The sequence below is a fragment of the Shimia marina genome (assembly GCF_001458175.1).
GTDB lineage: Bacteria > Pseudomonadota > Alphaproteobacteria > Rhodobacterales > Rhodobacteraceae > Shimia > Shimia marina.
The window spans coordinates 161,877-180,074 of record NZ_CYPW01000017.1; the positions used below are offsets into that span (position 1 = coordinate 161,877).

The 18,198-nt window shown below is 56.2% G+C and carries 20 protein-coding genes and 1 other RNA gene; 8 read left to right on the forward strand and 13 right to left on the reverse strand.

Annotated elements, in window-relative coordinates:
* Positions 1–6: 6 nt before the first annotated feature.
* The 3 genes from SHM7688_RS09070 to SHM7688_RS09075 all read right to left on the reverse strand — a co-directional run bounded on the left by SHM7688_RS09070 (position 7) and on the right by SHM7688_RS09075 (position 4,254).
* Positions 7–1,944: an extracellular solute-binding protein gene (locus SHM7688_RS09070; RefSeq protein WP_058239611.1), complete on the reverse strand. Its 1,938-nt coding sequence runs from the start codon at positions 1,942–1,944 to the stop codon at positions 7–9.
* A gap of 242 nt (positions 1,945–2,186) precedes the next feature.
* Positions 2,187–2,283, reverse strand: an RNA gene (gene ffs / locus SHM7688_RS19415) — signal recognition particle sRNA small type.
* A gap of 72 nt (positions 2,284–2,355) precedes the next feature.
* A complete protein-coding gene (locus SHM7688_RS09075) occupies positions 2,356–4,254 on the reverse strand; it encodes a bifunctional 2',3'-cyclic-nucleotide 2'-phosphodiesterase/3'-nucleotidase (RefSeq protein ID WP_058239612.1) in 1,899 nt (632 codons plus the stop codon).
* A gap of 211 nt (positions 4,255–4,465) precedes the next feature.
* On the opposite strand from SHM7688_RS09075, the gene nudC reads away from it, so the two are divergent.
* Together nudC and SHM7688_RS09085 are read left to right on the forward strand one after the other, a co-directional pair.
* Complete coding sequence (gene nudC / locus SHM7688_RS09080; RefSeq protein WP_058239613.1) at positions 4,466–5,440, forward strand: NAD(+) diphosphatase; 975 nt, start codon at positions 4,466–4,468, stop codon at positions 5,438–5,440.
* 60 nt (positions 5,441–5,500) lie between these two features.
* The gene (locus SHM7688_RS09085; protein WP_058239614.1) at positions 5,501–5,968 is read left to right on the forward strand and encodes an SRPBCC family protein; all 468 of its coding nucleotides are present in this window, start codon (positions 5,501–5,503) and stop codon (positions 5,966–5,968) included.
* Positions 5,969–6,060: 92 nt separating this feature from the next.
* On the opposite strand, the gene SHM7688_RS09090 is transcribed toward SHM7688_RS09085, so the two are convergent.
* A complete protein-coding gene (locus tag SHM7688_RS09090; protein ID WP_058239615.1) occupies positions 6,061–6,906 on the reverse strand; it encodes a prephenate dehydratase in 846 nt (281 codons plus the stop codon).
* 143 nt (positions 6,907–7,049) lie between these two features.
* On the opposite strand from SHM7688_RS09090, the gene SHM7688_RS09095 reads away from it, so the two are divergent.
* Positions 7,050–7,577, forward strand: coding sequence for a c-type cytochrome (locus SHM7688_RS09095; RefSeq protein WP_058239616.1), 528 nt, complete (start codon positions 7,050–7,052; stop codon positions 7,575–7,577).
* Positions 7,578–7,648: 71 nt separating this feature from the next.
* On the opposite strand, the gene SHM7688_RS09100 is transcribed toward SHM7688_RS09095, so the two are convergent.
* Complete coding sequence (locus tag SHM7688_RS09100) at positions 7,649–8,161, reverse strand: phosphatase domain-containing putative toxin (RefSeq protein WP_058239617.1); 513 nt, start codon at positions 8,159–8,161, stop codon at positions 7,649–7,651.
* Positions 8,162–8,305: 144 nt separating this feature from the next.
* On the opposite strand from SHM7688_RS09100, the gene SHM7688_RS09105 reads away from it, so the two are divergent.
* From SHM7688_RS09105 to recR, 3 genes are all read left to right on the forward strand, one after another.
* On the forward strand, positions 8,306–10,090 hold the full coding sequence (locus tag SHM7688_RS09105) for a DNA polymerase III subunit gamma/tau (protein WP_058239618.1): 1,785 nt from the start codon (positions 8,306–8,308) through the stop codon (positions 10,088–10,090).
* A 198-nt stretch (positions 10,091–10,288) separates the two neighbouring features.
* A complete protein-coding gene (locus SHM7688_RS09110) occupies positions 10,289–10,633 on the forward strand; it encodes a YbaB/EbfC family nucleoid-associated protein (protein WP_058239619.1) in 345 nt (114 codons plus the stop codon).
* An 80-nt stretch (positions 10,634–10,713) separates the two neighbouring features.
* Positions 10,714–11,304 (forward strand): recombination mediator RecR, encoded by a 591-nt coding sequence (recR, locus tag SHM7688_RS09115; RefSeq protein WP_058239620.1) that lies wholly within the window; start codon positions 10,714–10,716, stop codon positions 11,302–11,304.
* A gap of 184 nt (positions 11,305–11,488) precedes the next feature.
* Here the strand turns inward: recR and SHM7688_RS09120 are convergent, their stop codons facing one another.
* Complete coding sequence (locus tag SHM7688_RS09120) at positions 11,489–12,247, reverse strand: DUF1013 domain-containing protein (RefSeq protein WP_058239621.1); 759 nt, start codon at positions 12,245–12,247, stop codon at positions 11,489–11,491.
* 153 nt (positions 12,248–12,400) lie between these two features.
* Between SHM7688_RS09120 and SHM7688_RS09125 the strand changes: the two genes are divergently transcribed.
* Positions 12,401–13,243 (forward strand): ankyrin repeat domain-containing protein, encoded by an 843-nt coding sequence (locus SHM7688_RS09125; protein ID WP_058239622.1) that lies wholly within the window; start codon positions 12,401–12,403, stop codon positions 13,241–13,243.
* Positions 13,243–13,887 carry a ribonuclease T2 family protein gene (locus tag SHM7688_RS09130; RefSeq protein WP_370733280.1) on the forward strand — a complete coding sequence of 215 codons (645 nt, stop codon included), beginning with the start codon at positions 13,243–13,245 and terminating at the stop codon, positions 13,885–13,887. The genes SHM7688_RS09125 and SHM7688_RS09130 overlap by 1 nt, the downstream gene beginning before the upstream one ends.
* A gap of 15 nt (positions 13,888–13,902) precedes the next feature.
* Here the strand turns inward: SHM7688_RS09130 and SHM7688_RS09135 are convergent, their stop codons facing one another.
* The 7 genes from SHM7688_RS09135 to SHM7688_RS09165 all read right to left on the reverse strand — a co-directional run bounded on the left by SHM7688_RS09135 (position 13,903) and on the right by SHM7688_RS09165 (position 18,165).
* Positions 13,903–14,292: a hypothetical protein gene (locus SHM7688_RS09135; RefSeq protein WP_058239623.1), complete on the reverse strand. Its 390-nt coding sequence runs from the start codon at positions 14,290–14,292 to the stop codon at positions 13,903–13,905.
* 133 nt (positions 14,293–14,425) lie between these two features.
* Positions 14,426–14,989 (reverse strand): F0F1 ATP synthase subunit B, encoded by a 564-nt coding sequence (locus SHM7688_RS09140; RefSeq protein ID WP_058239624.1) that lies wholly within the window; start codon positions 14,987–14,989, stop codon positions 14,426–14,428.
* Between the two features lie 5 nt (positions 14,990–14,994).
* On the reverse strand, positions 14,995–15,537 hold the full coding sequence (locus SHM7688_RS09145; protein WP_058239625.1) for a F0F1 ATP synthase subunit B': 543 nt from the start codon (positions 15,535–15,537) through the stop codon (positions 14,995–14,997).
* Between the two features lie 87 nt (positions 15,538–15,624).
* Positions 15,625–15,849 (reverse strand): F0F1 ATP synthase subunit C, encoded by a 225-nt coding sequence (locus SHM7688_RS09150; protein WP_058239626.1) that lies wholly within the window; start codon positions 15,847–15,849, stop codon positions 15,625–15,627.
* Positions 15,850–15,937: 88 nt separating this feature from the next.
* Positions 15,938–16,645 (reverse strand): F0F1 ATP synthase subunit A, encoded by a 708-nt coding sequence (locus SHM7688_RS09155; protein ID WP_370733282.1) that lies wholly within the window; start codon positions 16,643–16,645, stop codon positions 15,938–15,940.
* A gap of 53 nt (positions 16,646–16,698) precedes the next feature.
* Entirely contained in the window at positions 16,699–17,055 is a 357-nt protein-coding gene (locus SHM7688_RS09160) for an AtpZ/AtpI family protein (RefSeq protein ID WP_058239714.1), read from the reverse strand.
* A gap of 222 nt (positions 17,056–17,277) precedes the next feature.
* On the reverse strand, positions 17,278–18,165 hold the full coding sequence (locus SHM7688_RS09165; protein WP_058239627.1) for a LysR substrate-binding domain-containing protein: 888 nt from the start codon (positions 18,163–18,165) through the stop codon (positions 17,278–17,280).
* Positions 18,166–18,198 lie beyond the last annotated feature (33 nt).

The following is an 18,198-nucleotide window of genomic DNA, read 5'->3' on the forward strand; positions in this document are numbered from 1 at the left end:
CGGCCGTTACCTCAATGCACCCTCGGCCTTCAGCCGGGCAGCTTTTTCTTCATTGTACCACCAGAAATCGAGAACACCTACGGCATATGGCGGCAGGTCCTGCGGGTATTCATACTGATCGTAATACGCAACCCAGCTGGCATCATTAAACCAAACCGGGATCATAAACCGCTCATAACGCAGAACCCGATCCAGAGCCATAAGTGCCGTCGCTTCTTCTTCAGAAGACTGCGCCTCGAGAGAAATGTTGATGATTTTGTCCACAAGCGGGCTGGCCAAACCTGCGGGATTAAAGAGCGAAATCGCAGCTTCTTCCGAACCGTAGCGCTGCAGCAAGCCTGTGCCAGTTCCAAGGAAGCTGGCATAGCTTCCGAAGATCATATCGTAGCTGCGCTCACGCCGCTTCAATGTAAACTGTGCCGGATCAATCTTATCCGCCTTGGCATCAATCCCCATACGGCCGAGATTTTGCACAAAAACCTCAAGAATAGCCCCCATGGTTGCGGAATCTGACGACGAATAAGGGATCACGATCTTCAAGGTTTCACCTTTTTGATTGCGGCGCAGGCCATCGTCCCCCACGATCCAACCTGCCTCATCCAGCAGTCCCATGGCCTTGCGCAGATTTCGACGATCAATTTCCCGCGCAGAACTGGATTCATGCGCCATGATCGCAGGCGCGTTCAACACCGCGTCTGGCACCAAATCCCCAAGGCTCTCAAACAGCGCGCGCTCAGCGCCCTCTGGCAGCCCCATAGCTTCATGAGGTGCGCCTTGCACAAAACTGTGGCGCTGCTTGAACAGACCAAACTGCAGGGATTCATTCACCCATTCAAAATTATAGGCCATGGAAATGGCTTCGCGCACGCGGCGGTCTTGCAAAGTCTCGCGTCCAAGGTTGAACACAAAACCACTGGGCGTTGGCGGCGTTCCATCAGGCAGAGAAACCGTCTTCACATCGCCTTTTTCAACGGCTGGAAAATCATAGCCCGTCGCCCATTGCTTAGAGTTGGTCTCTGCACGGAAGGTATACTCTCCGGCTTTGAATGCTTCAAAAGCAGCGGAGGCATCGCCAAAATACTCAATCCGGATGCTGTCAAAGTTATGCCGCCCCACATTGATGGGCAGATCCTTGGCCCAATACTCTGGGTTGCGCTTATAAACGATACGACGGTTCACATCGTAACTGTCAATCACATATGGGCCAGATCCGGGTGATGTCTCCATTCGGGGCTCATCCAGCCGCGCACCGGTCTCTTCATACCATTTCTTTGACCAAACAGGCACACCGCCAACTTGATCAATCAGGCTCCGGCGAGAGATGCCTTCCGTAAAATAGAACTTGATGGTGTGATCATCGATCACTTCGGCGCGGGGAATGCGTTTTTTCACCGCCTGCGCATAAGAGGGAAGCCCCTGTTCCAGCAGCAGATTGTGGCTAAACAAAACGTCATGCGCCGTAACGGGAGTACCATCAGAGAACTTGGCGTTCTTGCGCATGTGGAAAATGACCCAAGTCTTGCCTTCGTCATACTCAAGACTTTCCGCAAGCAGCCCATAGGCCTCACCATATGTGTCTGCAGGTGCCGCACCTCCGGTTGCAGGCATCTCCCCCAACAAGCTCTCAAACATCATCCAGCTGTATCGTCCCGCACGACCCTTTCGGCTATAGGGATTCATCGAGTCAAATGTCCCTGGAGCCCAAAGCGCAATTTCACCACCTTTGGGAGCATCAGGATTCACATAGTCAAAATGCTCAAAATCTGCCGGATATTTCAGATCCCCATAGAAGGAATACCCGTGGCTGCGGATGACGCCATCTCCCTCTGCTTTCAAGCCAGAAGCGCTCGCCAAAAGCCCCAACATCACAGCCCCGGCAACGAGAAACTTATTCAGAGTCTTCGGAGGAGCCTCTTTGATCGTTGCGACACGCGAGTGAGCCATTCCATTCCCCTTAAGCTTGCATCTGACAGCCAATCTTTGGCCTTTTTGCTTTCTCATCAAGCTAATAGTGGGCCACGGCAACATTCAAGCACCGAATGGCTCAACAAGGCGTGATTCCCTGTTGCGGCCCATGCCTTCCACTGGATGAAACCTGCATAATTTGTCAGTGACACGCCACTAACTCAGACGTTAGGACGCCGAACGCACAGGCAGAAAACACCAATTTTCAGGGGAGTTATCAGGGTGAGAGGCTGGACAACGACCCAAGCGGGGCTCGTTACGGCTGCTTCCTTCCGGATCTGACCGGGTTGGCGAGGCGCTTACCCGCGCCAACCTCTCAAGAGGGCATATAAGATGCCTGCCGCCGCGATGCAAGCACCTGCTGCCCTGTCTGTGCGGACCAATCAAACCTCAACGCTGGGTCAAAGCAGCAAAATCCATGCGATAGCGGTCAAACCCCCTCTCGCCGGGTCCAAGAAACACCAGCGGCAGTCCAGCATCCTCCAGATAGGCCGCAGCCCCCGGTCCTGTTTCAAAGACAGCGGCGGTCTGTGCCAAAGGTTTGAAACGCCATGTTTCAAGCGCACGGTTCTGACGTCCCGATGTCCTTGCAATATGCCGGGTCAGCACATCTCTCACGCGTATTGGAGGCACATTGATCTCTTTGGCCTGATCCAGCGACAGAAAATTCCCACCACCGCCACCGCGATAGTCATTTGTAACCAGCAAAAACGCCTGATCCGGGGAAATCTGAATACCCTTCAGGGAAACGTTAGAAATCCGCCTGGATTGCGGATTGATCAAACTGCCATCAGACGCATATCGGGCCGGTTTTGACAGATCGACAGTATAGGACAATCCGTAGATTGCCTCTCGATTGTAAGTCGCCGCATCACTGTCAAAAAGACTCTGACTAAGTTCTTCAGGGCGCAATTGATTGTAGAGCGAGCAGGCCTTCTCAAGCCACTCAACAACATCACGCCCTGCGACCTCGACCACACTGATATGATTTGAATAGGGCTGCATATCAGAGACCGCGCGGACGGACACTTCACCGGCTGCAACATCGACATAGTGCGCAGGCCCGCCTCGGCCACCACACTTCAGAGGTGCGACAGAAGCCAGTATTGGCACCCTACTCAAACGTGTGCCAGACAAAGCTTCTTGCACGTAGGCGATCTTTGCTTCCGCAACCAACCGGGAAGCGCAGTCATCTTTGACCATTGCAAAATAGCTCGTGGCAGGCTCCAGCAACGCCCCGACACCCCGCCGCATGCGCGCCAATGTGGCCTTGTGTGCTTTCGCAATCACCGCTTGGAAAAGTGGGTCTTCGACCGGCTGCATCTCTGTATCACCGTTCAGCCCGTGCACCTCAACTTGGGACCCAGTCACACGCCAGCCATCAGGCGTCTGATGTAGTGTCAAATCAATCTGCCCCAGATGCGATCCATGTGCTCCCGGCATCACCGCTGGCGTTCCGCTCAGCGTCCCGGCATGCGGATCGACCTCATCAAACATCCCATATTGCGCGCTGGGAAACACCCTATGGACATGGCCACAAACCACGGCATCTACCCCATCAACACCTGCAATGCGTAATCCCGCATTCTCAGCACTGCCATGACCATCCACTTCGGACACCCCCGTATGCGCCAATGCAACCACGACATCCGCGCCACGTTCTTTCAAATCCGCTACATTTTTGCGAACGGCAGACGTCATGTCTTCAGCAATCAGGCGCCCTTGAATGCGCAACTTGTCCCAAGCCACCACTTGCGGTGGTAAAACGGACACAACCCCAATTTTGAGAATATGTGTCTCACCAAGCTGGTCAGATACCTCCCGAGACAAGAGGCTCGTGGCATGCCATAGCCCCTCATAAACCTCATGACCTGCTGCGGCACTGGCATGAAGATTGGCGCAAAGAACAGGAAAACGCGCTTGCCCCAATGCAGATCGCAACTCAGAAGCCGGAATATTGAATTCGTGATTTCCAAGCCCCACCGCATCATATTTCAGGTGGTTCATCGCTTGAATGACGGGGGAGACTTTTACTGTATCACGGTCTTCGGAAACCCCATCTGCGATCGCAGCGCCCTGCAAAAAATCGCCGTTGTCAAACAACAGCGTTGCAACACTCTGGCTGCGCAACGCCTTGACGCGCGAGGCCACGCGCGCCAAAGATCCGAAAGCCGTAGCGCGATCTTTTGTGTAGTCATAATCTAACAGCGTTGCGTGGATGTCGCTGGTTGCAAGCACGCGTACCTGGACACGGCGTACATCCACAGGATCGTCATTCTGTCCGGGCACATGCCTTCCTTTTCGTCACTTGAGTTGACCGCTCGATGAACCCGCCCCGAACCGCAGAGACTGTTACGCATCTTGACTACGAAAGAAACCGTAATCCCACAAACCCCTCAAAAGCTCACAATAAATTCACGGTACCCTTTGTCGATACTGGCAAGGTCAGGATTGCAGCTCACACGGGAAAATGCGACGTCTCGAGCAGCAGGAGACAGCTATGAAACACGCAGAAACAGTCACTTTTGGCGGATCGGGCCTGAACCGCGCCGCAGAGTTGCGCGGCGACACAGCCGATCAATTGGCCACAGATATCAACAGTCGGACGATTGTCCTGTGGCGTGGTAAGCCTCTCATCGCAGGTACAGATCACGATAGGCTTGCCCTCTTGCCAATGAACCACATCCTCTTCGCTGACCTGCCACCGCCGCAAGTGCCCCCCATTTTTCTTGGCTTGTCTGATGAAGGCCATCCTGTTTTTGCCAGGGACGTCTCAGCTTGGGCTCCGGAAGGTTTGGACACCAAAAGCCTGCAGCAGTTTTTTGATCCATCTGAACAACACCACCCCGCTCTGCCCAACGACCATCTCTTCTTAGAGCTGCGCGGCGTCATGACTCGTTTGTCAGCACGTGACGCAGAACTTGCCGCAACAGCGCGCGCCATCTTTGGCTGGCATAAATCACATCGATTTTGCGCGGCTTGCGGCGCAGAAAGCCGCATGGCCATGTCGGGCTGGCAACGCAATTGCCCAAGCTGTCAAACCCCTCACTTTCCGCGCACGGATCCAGTCGTGATCATGTTGGTCACGCGTGGCAACAAAGTCCTTATGGGCAGGTCTCCTGGCTGGCCAGAAGGCATGTACTCACTTCTGGCCGGCTTTGTGGAACCGGGCGAAACGCTCGAGGCTGCGGTCCGTCGCGAAGTGGTCGAAGAAGCTGGTATCAAAGTTGGAGCAGTCAGCTATCTGGCCAGCCAACCTTGGCCCTTCCCGTCATCGTTGATGTTTGGCTGCAAAGGCGAAGCCTTAACCGATGAGATTACGGTCGACCCAAACGAACTTGAGGATGCCCTCTGGGTCAGTCGCGAGGAAATGCTTCAGGTTTTTGCAGGTCAGCACAAAAAACTAAAACCTGCCCGCAAAGGCGCAATTGCGCATTTTCTCCTGCGAAACTGGCTTGCAGACAGGATGGATTGACGCGACTATAGCGGCCAATCAAACGCATTTTCCCCACCCCCTTAATTGAACAGAGGCACCATGGAACTCACAGGCAGAGAAGACATCGACGTACCCATCGACCAAGCATTTGAAATGCTGACCGATGTGGAAGTCTATGAGCGTGCCGCCCTACGTCGGGGGGCCGAAGTGACAAGGCAGGACAGTCTGGCCAAAGCCGGCGTGGGTGCGAAATGGGATATCGCCTTTGAGTTTCGGGGCAAACCGCGCGAAATGCAGCTGGAAATTATCAGCTTTGATTCTCCCAACGAAATTGGGATGCAGGCCAAGCTGCAAGGCCTCGAAACCGATATCAAAGTGGAACTTGTTGCACTCTCAAGAACCAAGACGCGCATTCAGTTCTGGAGCGGCATGCGTGCTAAGTCTCTCTCCGCACGGCTTCTGTTGCAATCTTTGAAATTGGCCCGGGGCAACCTCAACACCCGTCTGTCCAAACGTCTTGCGGCTCTGCGCGAAGACCTTCAGGATCGCTATTCGCGTATGAGCTAAACCGCCCCCGCGCGAGTTAAAGCCAATGTTCTGCAACAGAAAAGGCGCCGACAAAGGCGCTCTTTTTACATTTAGAAGTCCAGCGGAAGCGTTTAGCGCAACCCGTCTCGTTCTGCCGGATACACACCAATGATGGATACGTTGGTTGTGAAATACCGCAATTCATCCATCGCCAACTGTACGGCACGGTCCTCTGGATGGCCTTCAATATCGGCATAAAACTGCGTTGCTGTGAAGCTACCCCGCACCATGTAGCTTTCCAGCTTCGTCATGTTGATGCCATTCGTCGCAAAACCGCCCATGGCCTTATAAAGGGCCGCCGGGATGTTGCGCACTTCAAACACAAACGTTGTCATCATTTTGCGATCCGCACGGCGCGCATAATCTGGCTCGCGGGACATGATAAGAAAGCGGGTTGTATTGTGCCCATGGTCCTCAACATCACGTGCCAGGACATCTAGGCCATAAATCTCTGCAGCCAACTCAGAAGCAAGCACCCCCTCGTTACGTTTTTGCCCCTCCGACAGCTCTCTCGCAGCGCCGGCACTGTCCACCGCAGAAAAGGCTTTCATGCCGTGTGATTTCAGAAAACTCGCAGACTGAGGCAAGAGCACCAGATGAGCGCGCACCGTATCAATCTCATCAATGGAAACGCCCGGCAGCCCCATAAGGCTGATGCGCACGCGCACGAAAGCCTCATCCACAATGTGCAATCCGCTTTCTGGGAGCAGGCGGTGAATATCCGCCACGCGCCCATAGGTCGAATTTTCAATCGGCAGCATCGCGAGATCCGCTTCGCCGGTCTTCACTGCCGCAATCACATCCTCAAATGTGCGGCAGGGCATGGCCTCCATATCTGGACGCGCTTTTTGACAGGCTTCATGAGAATAGGCCCCGGCCTCTCCCTGAAATGCGATACGATTGGTCGTCTTGATCATGTCCGTCCCTCGTTCCCCCGAAACTCGTCGTTTTTTTAGCAACTTCTACGCTAGGGGGGCGTTTCGTCGCGGTAACTATACCTTGCGTTCTGTTAGGGGAAGCGGATAGATAGCCGACAAACGCCACGAGATGGAAACGTAGCATGTTTGACACGATGACAATCACCAAAGTAGTGGGCGCCCTTTGCGGCACCCTGCTGGTTTTTATGCTGGGCGGCTGGGCCGCAGAAGCGCTTTACCACACAGGACCCTCTGGCCACGGCCACGGCGAAGCCAAGCAGGCCTATGTGATTGAAGTAGAAGGCGGCGACGAAGCCGCAGCTGAAGTGGACGAAGGCCCAACTCTTGAAGAGCTGCTCGCCAGTGCAGACGTCGACAAAGGTGCCAAGGTGTTTGGCAAATGCAAGGCCTGCCACAAGTTAGATGATGGCGCGAACGGCACCGGCCCGCACCTCTATGCCGTGGTGAATCGCCAGGTGGATTCGGTCGCTGGCTTTAACTACTCCGGCGCTCTGGAAGCCGTCGCTGACACGTGGTCGCCAGAAAACCTCGACGGCTTCCTGACCAACCCGAAGAAATTCGCACCGGGCACCAAGATGTCTTTCTCCGGCCTGAAAAAGGCAACCGATCGCGCAAACCTGATCGCGTATCTGGAGACAATTGGCGGCTAAGCCAAACAGCTTCGATCTGTTTAAAAGACCGCAACACCCGTTGCGGTCTTTTTTGTTTTACGCGCTTGTTGCTAAGCCCGCTCAACACGCCCCTCGGTCGCCCAGACCATCTGCGCATCTGTTTCAATGGCGCAGGGGCGCAAGTCGCGCAGACGCGACAGCGCCTCGCCCAAGGGTTCCCCCATCCCCAAGAGCAAACGCAGCAAGACCATACCTGAGCGGCCGCATCCGCCACGGCAATGCACGAGCACTTTGCCACCTGCCTCAAGCACCTTTTTGACCTGCGCAAGGAGTGCCGGCCATTCCCTCTCTCGCGCGCGGTCAGGAACGTCAAAATCTCGAATCGGCCAGTGAACCCATGTCATCCCTGCCCCGGAAAGCGCATCCGGTAACGCAGCCGCTCCCAAGGCCTGCATTTCACACACCTCCGTCAACCCAATGACCAAATCAGCACCCCAAGCACGAAGCGTAGCCACATCATGCTCATGCCTCCCACCGGCACCGGGCAAAGGGGACAACGCCAGCTGGCCGCCTCCCACAGTCAATGCGTAAAGTTCCAGTCCCAGGTTTTCTTCTACGTCCACCCATACCCCTCCTAATCATCACCAAGCCAATCAGGCCACGCCGCCGCTTATCCGGTGGACGCGCCGCCTTACCCCCCTTAACCTGCGCCAGACCACTCCATCTGACCAGCCGAATCTCAATGGCTCAGCATTTTCAGGACTCACATGACCGATACACCCGACACCGCCTATCAGGTTCTAGCGCGCAAATACCGCCCAGAAACCTTTGCGGATCTGGTTGGGCAGGATGCCATGGTGCGCACGCTCAAAAATGCCTTTGAAGCGGACCGCATTGCGCAGGCCTTTGTCATGACCGGCATTCGCGGCACCGGCAAAACCACCACCGCCCGGATTATTGCCAAAGGCATGAACTGTATCGGGCCGGATGGCGGCTCTGGGCCCACCACGGACCCCTGTGGCCAATGTGAACATTGCGTTGCCATCATGGAAGGCCGGCATGTCGATGTCATGGAGATGGACGCTGCCTCTCGCACGGGTGTGAATGACATCCGTGAAATCATCGATTCGGTCCATTATCGCGCGGCCTCGGCGCGCTATAAAATCTACATCATTGATGAGGTGCATATGCTCTCCACCAGCGCGTTCAATGCGCTGCTCAAAACATTGGAAGAGCCGCCCGCCCATGTGAAATTCATCTTTGCGACCACTGAGATCCGCAAAGTTCCTGTGACCGTGCTGTCTCGCTGTCAGCGGTTTGACCTGCGCCGAATCGAACCGGAAGACATGATTGGCATGCTGCGCCGCATTGCCACCTCTGAGGGGGCAGAGATTGCCGAAGACGCGCTGGCGCTGATCACCCGCGCCGCCGAAGGCTCTGCGCGGGATGCCACCTCTCTGCTAGATCAGGCCATTTCCCACGGCGCGGGAGAGACAACAGCCGAGCAGGTGCGTGCGATGCTCGGGCTTGCAGACCGCGGCCGCGTACTGGATCTCTTCGACATGATTCTGCGTGGCGACGCAGGCAACGCCCTCAATGAAATCGCCGCGCAATACGCAGATGGCGCAGACCCGATGGCTGTGCTGCGCGATCTTGCAGAGATCACCCATTGGGTGTCCGTTGTGAAAATCACGCCCGAGGCCGCAGAAGATCCCACAGTTGGCCCCGATGAGCGCGCACGCGGTCAAACCATGGCCAATGAATTGCCGATGCGCGTGCTGACTCGCATGTGGCAAATGTTGCTCAAGGCACTGGAAGAGGTGGCCGCAGCGCCCAACGCGATGATGGCCGCTGAAATGGCGATCATACGCCTGACCCATGTGGCGGATCTGCCAAGCCCAGAAGAACTGCTGCGCAAACTGCAAGACACGCCACCGCCCCCGCCACCCCCCAATGGCGGTGGCGGAGGCTACGCCGGTGGCACAGGGCCGGGGTCTACCAATGCGCAAGGCGGCCCCATGGGCGGAGGCTCCGGCCCGATACATGGCGCCCCAACGGCGCAGGGGCGTGCAAGCGGCGTTGCAGCGACGGCATTGGCCGTGCAAAATGATGCGGCCTTGGCCAAATATGTCACATTCGAACATGTCCTCGAACTGATCCGCACGCGCCGCGATGGGGTGCTGCGTGTGCATGTGGAAGAGTATGTCCGACTGGCCTCCTATCAGCCCGGTCGTATCGAATTTGAACCCGCCCCCGGTGCACCCAATGATCTTGCACAGCGGCTCGGCAGCCAGCTGCAACGCTGGACAGGGGCACGCTGGGCCATCATTTTGGTCAACGAAGGCGGCGCACCCTCCGTCGCTGAAATTCGCGATGCTGCCAAAAATCAGATGCGCGCCGAGGCTTCGGCACACCCGCTGGTGCAAGCGGTGCTGAGTGCCTTTCCCAAGGCCAAAATCACCGACATCAAATCCCGTCGCGAGCTGGCCAATGAAGCCTTGGCAGAAGCGCTGCCCGAAGTTGAGGATGAATGGGATCCGTTTGAGGAGTGAGCACCGTCTCAGAAACGAGACAGTGGATCGTTTCTGGTGCGACAAGCCATCTGCCCACGGACACACAATAGTTTAGACCTTACGGTCACAGACCGTCACGAGAACGCCTTCCAGCATCTTACGAAACATGCCCCCCCCTTGTGACGCGGACACTTCATCCGTATCTACACCTCAAACAAAGTTTCTAGGAGACAGCCAATGCTCAAAGGTCTAGGCAATCTCGGCGATATGGCCGGCATGATGAAAAAAGCCCAGCAAATGCAAACCAAGATGACCGAGATGCAGGATGAACTGCATAACATCATGGTGGTGGGCGAAAGCGGTGCAGGTCTGGTCAAGGCCACCGCCTCTGCCAAAGGCGAGCTGAAAGCGCTCGACATCGACCCGTCGATCTTTAACGGCGACGACAAAGAAGTGGTCGAAGACCTGATCCTTGCCGCCATCAAAGATGCCCAGAGCAAAGCCAATGATCGCGCACAGGAAGAGCTTGGCAAAATCACCTCTGAGCTTGGTCTGCCAGCAGACATGAAGCTGCCCTTCTAAAGGACGGCAGCAAAGGCGCGTGTGTTTCAGATTGGGCCTTGCTATACCCTAAGAAAAGGGTTGTCAGAAAAGGCCCGGACATGAGCAGTTCCGAAATTGATGCGCTGATTGAAATGATGGCCAAGCTGCCCGGGCTTGGCCCCCGCTCCGCAAGGCGCGCCGTGCTCCACTTGATCCGCAAGCGCGCGCTTTTGCTCACCCCTCTGGCTGACGCCATGCAGGAAGTGGCCGTAACGGCCCGAGAATGTCTCAACTGCGGCAATGTGGGCACCTCTGATATCTGCGACATCTGCAATTCAGAGAAGCGCGCCACCGGCGTGCTTTGCGTTGTGGAAGACGTCTCTGATCTCTGGGCCATGGAGCGCGCAGAAGTCTTCGATGGCCGCTACCATGTCTTGGGCGGCACGCTCTCCGCACTGGACGGTGTCGGCCCCGAAGATCTCTCCATCCCCCGCTTGATTGACCGCGTCACCAGCGAGGGCATCACCGAAGTCATTCTGGCCCTCAATGCCACTGTGGATGGGCAAACAACAGCGCACTATATCGCAGACCAACTGGAGGATCAGGTGACCCTGACCTCGCTGGCGCAGGGCGTCCCTGTGGGCGGTGAGCTAGATTATCTGGACGAAGGCACGATTTCCGCCGCCCTTTCCGCGCGCAAAACGCTCTGACGCCAGCAAAGCGGCGGGTCACCGACAGCGGCAGTTGCCACCAAGGGTCTACCCGCCGCACCGCTCATGTTGCACAGGTTGCAGGCGTCGTGCCGTCGCTGGCTTTGCACCATACACTCTGCACCATACAAAAAGGGCACCCAATTGCAGGCGCCCCATTTCGGTAGATTTTTTAAGGCCCAGTTCAGCGTGGCTGTTCGTCTTCATCGCCACCTGGCAGATTGAAGAAGCTGTCAGCATCCGCAAAGGCATCATCCGAGCGGGTGTCCAGATCATCCTCATCGTCATCATCGGCCAGAGAGAATGTCTCCAGACCTTCGATCGCGGATGGGAATTTGGGCTCTGCTTCCATTTCCAGAGACTGCTCAGTCGACACAAGCTTACGGCGCTCGTCATCAGACATGATGCCACCTTCAGCAGCCTTCTTCGCAGCCGCTTTCTGAACAGCCGCATCCAGTTCGGACTGCTTACAGAGCCCCAGCGCAACCGGATCAATCGGTTGAATATTGGCAATGTTCCAATGGGTACGTTCGCGGATCGCCTGAATGGTCGGTTTGGTTGTCCCCACAAGCTTGCCGATCTGGCCATCAGACAGCTCCGGGTGGAATTTAACCAGCCAAAGGATAGACGCTGGACGGTCCTGACGTTTGGACAGTGGCGTATACCGTGGGCCGCGGCGCTTCTCTTCCCCGGAAGCCGCCGCATTGAATTTCAAACGCAGCTTATGCAGCGGGCTGTTCTCTGCAGAGATGATTTCCTCCTGAACCAACTGATTGTTAGCCACAGGGTCAAAGCCCTTCACGCCGGTGGCCACATCGCCATCTGCAATGCCCTGGATTTCCAACTCATGCATGCCAACAAAATCCGCAATCTGCTTGAAGCTGATCGTGGTGTTGTCCACCAGCCAAACGGCGGTGGCCTTCGGGTGCAACAGCTTAGCCATGTCATCTACTCCTTACAAATATCTTCCCCACACAGCATACATCTGTCCCGTCGCCTGACTTTCATCAGACGGCACCGATGGTCTGGTGCGGGTTTCCGTTGTCGGGGAACTTGATCGGGATATAGTGCGCCCAAGTAAAAAAGGAAAGAGTGAATGCGGTTATTGATCTGCGCTGCGATTTTAACAACGAACGTCGCCTCCAGCGCTGTGGCTTCAGAAACAGTATCCCTCGCAACCCCGCCTGCGAGTGCGCATCAAGTCATCACAACCCTCTCAAAAGACATCTATCGTCTTGCCGAGCGTAGCGGTGGCACGCCAGAACAATGGCGCACACTGGAAAACAAGGCGCTCACCGCCCTTAAACACGTGGAAGGCCAATCTCCTGAAACTCTCGTGGCGCAGGATGCCAAAGGCCGCACTCCGCTGATGCTGGCAGCCAGCGCAGGCTATCTGCCAATCGTCCGGGTGCTGTTGGAAAATGCCAGTGTGACGGCCAGCATTGAACACAAAAATCCAGAGGGCGCAGATGCCTATGATCTCGCTCTGCTCGCCAGCAGGATCAACCTGAGAACCTGCCACCCCACGTCAGAGAACCCTTTCCAGCTGGTGCCCTTCATGGTCACACAGCCCTACTATGAAGCGCGTCAGCCATACCCTGAGATTTTAACACTTCTGGAAGAAGCAGGCGCAGACCCATCACAAGAGACTGCCCGCACGCTCTGGCTCAAGAACTGTTCCAACCCTAGTACCAAACATCAACAGGCCATTGCCACCTCCAGCAATCTGCCGCAAACCTTGGCAGACATACGCCATGATGTTGACCGGAAAGCCAAACTGCAGGAAATCAGAGAAGGTGCCGACCTGTTACGTGAGATATTCGCACCGCGTGTCCAATCCGGCAAAATGAGCCAAAAGGAGCTGGATGCGGAGATTGCAAAGCTTTACGCTCAGTCAGGCTTTGAACCACCCACGGCCGCAACAGGAGACAGCCAGTGATCCTGAAAATACTAAAGGCCACCAGCCTTGCACTGACACTCTCTGCCTCCGCCCTCATGGCAGATGGTGAAAAAGCAGGTGAGTTTGACTATTACGTTTTGGCGCTCAGCTGGTCTCCGAATTGGTGTGCTCTGGAAGGCGATGCAAAACACAGCCCGCAATGTGACCCAAAGGAAGACCATGGCTGGGTGATGCATGGGCTATGGCCACAGTTTCACCGCGGCTGGCCTGCCTACTGTCCCACGACAGAGCGCAATCCGCCACGTCACCTGACCAATGCCATGGCCGACATCATGGGCACATCAGGGCTCGCTTGGTATCAGTGGAAGAAACACGGCACCTGTTCTGGCCTTTCCGGCGAAACCTATTATGAAACCGCACGCAAAGCCTATGAAAGCATCGCGCGCCCGCCGGTTTTCCGCAAGCTGGAAGACACCGTCACGCTGCCTGCGGCTGTTGTCGAAGCGGCCTTTCTCAAAGCCAATCCCGCGCTTGAGCCGGATATGGTGACCATCACCTGCCGCGATGGGTTTATCCAAGAAGCGCGTATTTGCTTGAGCAAGGATCTGTCGCCTGTGCCCTGCGGACAGGATGCTGTACGCGACTGTCGTTTGACAGACGCGCGTTTCGATCCGGTGCGCTAAGCCCCTTGGGGCAGCTTAAACCTTGTTGATCCGCAGGGCGCCATTTCGGGCGTCCTCACATTTCTCGGCAGAGAAATCAGCGCTGTTTTCCGACCAGTTCAAAGCTTTCACAGCGCCGCCGCTGCGGCGCATATAAAAGGGCACATAGCCCGCCGAAATGCCGCTGTCACTGACAGCCTGCATGCGGCCGCAATAAACACGATCTCCGTTGCTGAGTTCAAGCACTTCAAAGCTATCGAACCGTGCCTCTCCTGGGCGCGCAGTTTGTTCAGCCAATTGGTTTTTCGCCCAGAACACCTCACCCGGCTCCAAATTTACGGATTGGCTCGACACTTTTGTCGTGCCACCACAGCCGACCAATCCCAGAATAGCTGTTGCCATCAAGCTGATTGCAATCTCACGCATCAAACCGCTCCTTGTCCCCATGAGTCCAAATCTTGCGCCAGTTATTCAGGAGATTACGGCGCCAAGGAGGCAGAAAACGAAAAAACCCGGCTCAGTTCGAACCGGGTTTCTTCAATCTCATGTCAAATGCAGCTTAGTGCAGCTTGGCATCCACTTCCGCAATGCCCGCATCAATCAGCTTATTCGCATCGGCGGCCGTCATCTGGCCTGCGATCACCTGACGTGCCGCGCTGATCGCCACGACCACTGCTTGGTCGCGCACTTCCTTAACGGCAGCGGCTTCAGCAGAAGCGATTTGATCTTCAGCAGCAGACAGACGGCGTGCAATGGAGGCTTTGAGATCCACTTTCGCCTGCTCAGCAGCGGCTTCGGCTTCTGCCTTCGCCTGCGCAACAATGCGCTCTGCCTGTTCCTGAACTTCTTTCTGCTTACGCTCATATGACGCCAGAACTGTCTGAGCTTCCTCGCGCAGCGCGCGGGCTTCGTCCAACTCAGATTTGATGTCATCTGCGCGCTTGTCCAGCATATTGCCAATGATGGACGGTACTTTGAAGTACAGCAGGATCGCAACAAACAGGATGAAACCCAAAGTCACGATGAAGTCGGTGTTGCGCAGCGAGAAGAACGGGCCGCTTGCGGCCAGCGCCGGAGTGGCGCTCAGCGCCATGACAGCTGCAACTGTGGTCAGTTTCCGCATATCTCTCAGCCCTTCATCTGCGCGTCTACGGCTTTGGCCACATCTGCATCTTCAGCTTTGCCACCCAGGGTGGAAACCAATTCTGCTGTGGTGGCGTTGGCCACATCTTTGATGCTTTCCAGCGCACCGGCACGGATTTCGGCAATCGCCTTCTCCGATTCAGCCGCCTTAGCAGCGATTTCTGCATCGGCCTTTTCAGTGGCCGCATTCAGATCAGCCTGGATTTCTGCCTTGGTCTCCGCAACGATACGCGCTGCTTCGGCTTTGGCATCCACAAGGGCTTTGTTGTAAGCCTCTTCCGCTTCCACGGCCTTCGCCTTCAGCTCTTCGGCTGCGGCGATGTCATTTGTGATGGTCCCCTGGCGCTCGGCCAGAACCGCAGCAATGCGCGGCAGCGCGATGCGCGATAGGACGAAGTAGATCACTACGAGGGTGATCAGGAGCCAGAAAATCTGGTTACCCCAGCTTGAGAAATCAAGCTGTGGCATGCCCGATGCAGAGGCGGCCTCTGCTGCGTGGCCTGCGGCGTCAGTTGTGTTGCTCGCCATGTCGTCCTCCTGGGAACTTCCGTTGGGTCACGGGTGGGGCGCGTCAAGTCGCGCCCGCACCCGCACGTAAGGATGGTTCCGTTCGGATTAGACGGCGAACATCAGCAGAAGAGCAACCAGGAACGAGAAGATGCCCAGGGCTTCTGCGAATGCGATGCCGATGAAGAGAGTTGCAGTCTGGGAAGCAGCTGCGGATGGGTTGCGCAGTGCGCCGGCCAGGAAGTTGGCTGCAACGTTGCCAACACCCAGTGCTGCGATACCAGTACCCAGACCTGCGATGCCTGCGCCGATGTGTGCGAGTTGACCTTCCATGGTGTATCTCCTTACGATTGGAAGTTTGAATTCAGGGTTGTTTGGATTGAACCTGTGTAGGGTGCGCCTTCATGGCGCACCATAATCCTTAGTGCGACGGATGCAGCGCATCCTTCAGATAAACACAGGTCAGAATGGTAAAGACGTAGGCCTGAATGAAGGCCACCAGGACCTCAAGACCATACATTGCGGTGATCGCGACGATGGACACCGGGCTGACCACAGCAATCGCGGCGAAGCCCGCGAAAACTTTGATCACGGCGTGGCCTGCCATCACGTTACCAGCAAGACGAATGCTGTGGCTGACAGGGCGCACGAAGTAGGAGATCACCTCGATGATCGCCAAAATGGGGCGCAATGCCAGTGGCGCGCTGGAGACCCAGAACAACCCCAGGAAAGCCGCGCCGTTTTTCACAAAGCCCACAACCGTCACGGTTACGAACACCAGCAGAGCAAGACCAATGGTCACCGCAAAGTGAGATGTCGTGGTGAAGGACATTGGCAGCAGACCGAGGAAGTTTGCCATCACAATGAACATAAACAGGGTCATGATGTATGGGAAGAACTTCACGGCGTCTTTGCCAGCCACGTCCTCGACCATTTTGTAGATGAAGCCATAAGCCAGTTCGCCAATGGACTGACCACGACTTGGGATAATCGCGCGACGGCGGGTCCCCACAACCATCATCGCCACAACTGCGATCACGGCGAGAGCCATCCACAGGGTCACGTTTGTGATGGTGAAAAGGCCAATGTGGTCACCGCCAAACAGCGGTTTGACCAGAAACTGGTCCATTGGGTGGAATTCCAGACCGCCTTGTTCCGCGCCGTGTGCTTCGCTTGCCACGTTCAATCCCTCTCGTCTCTCTGAGCGACCTCGGCCGCCTGTTCAATCTCTGCGGCGTCTGCCGCTTGTTTCTCTTCGATCTCTTTGGCGCTGTTAAGCATCGTTTTGATGCCAGCGGCCAGACCGAGCAATGTAAACAGCACCAAGAAGATCGGGAGTGTCCCGAGCAGGCTGTCCAGCCCATATCCTATGCCAAATCCGATCCCCAGACCGGAAACCATTTCGATCACCATGCGCCAGGCCAAATTGGCTGCCGAATAGTGTTCATCAGCTCGGGGTTTGGGTTCCTGGGTCTTTTTGACCGCTGCGATCCGCTCCTCCAGACGCTTCATCTGGTTTTTGTGATCGGTCTCGCTCACGCGCAATTAACCCCTTGCTAACGTTGGCGCATTGCTACGGTGCAGCAGGGCCTGAGTCAACCATCCAAAACTGGGCGGAGCGAAGGGACTTAGATATTTGATTTTTTGGTATTTTTTACAGAATGAAGATGGAACGGGCACGCGCCCACGGCCAGCAAAGTGGCAAATTTGGCATGAGCAGCATATTCAACCATTTGGTTGATGTTTGCGCGTACGCCCCCTTCAACTTGATGCGGCACGAAACGGTGCCGATTCTCCAAGCAGCCATCCCTGAAAGGCGCGCACAGCAGCCCGGCGCACGCCACGACTACCATGCACCAGAAAAAAAGCCCCGTCCGTTAGCCCGTGTTCACAGCATTTCACCAGCCGCCCCCGCGCCACATCCGCCGCAGTCACCTCTTCAGAGCACAGCAGCACCCCCAACCCATTTAAGGTGGCCTCATAGGCCATGGTTTTCTGCAACCGCCAATCTGCCTCAGGCACGCCGATGGGCACCACCCCTACTCCTTCAAACCACGCCCGCCACAGATCATCTCGCCGATCCCTATAGCGCGTCACATGCAACAGGTCTTCCGGCCCCGAAATCCCCTGTGCCACCTCGGGTGCGGCATAGGGATAAACCCGCGCATCTGACAGTCGATCACAAGGCACGCTCAAAACCCCGGAATGTGCAAACCGTACAGCGAGATCCGCCTCATAACGTTCCACATCTGCCAGATGATCCGAGGTCTCCAACCGCAGGTCGATTTCTGGATAGGCCGCATAAAACCGCCCCAGCCGGGGCACAATAAAACGCTCCGCAAAAAACGCCTCACTGTTCACCACCACCTTGCCCACCGGCGTGTCCGCCAGATCCTCAGTCGCCTCCGCGATAAGATCCAGCGCCTCTATCATCCTTTCCAGATAGGCTTTGCCTTCCGGGGTCAGCGCCACCCCACGTGGCAGATCGCGAAACAGCTTCACCCCCAGACGCGCCTCAAGGCCACGCACATGCCGGCTGATGGCGGAATGCGCCACATTAAGCTCCCCAGCCGCTTTGCTGAAGCTTTCATGGCGTCCCGCTGCCTCAAAGGCGCGCAGAGCATTCAGGGGGGGCAGGTTGCGGCTCATCCAGAAACTTGTGCCTTTTTAGCACGCCGGATG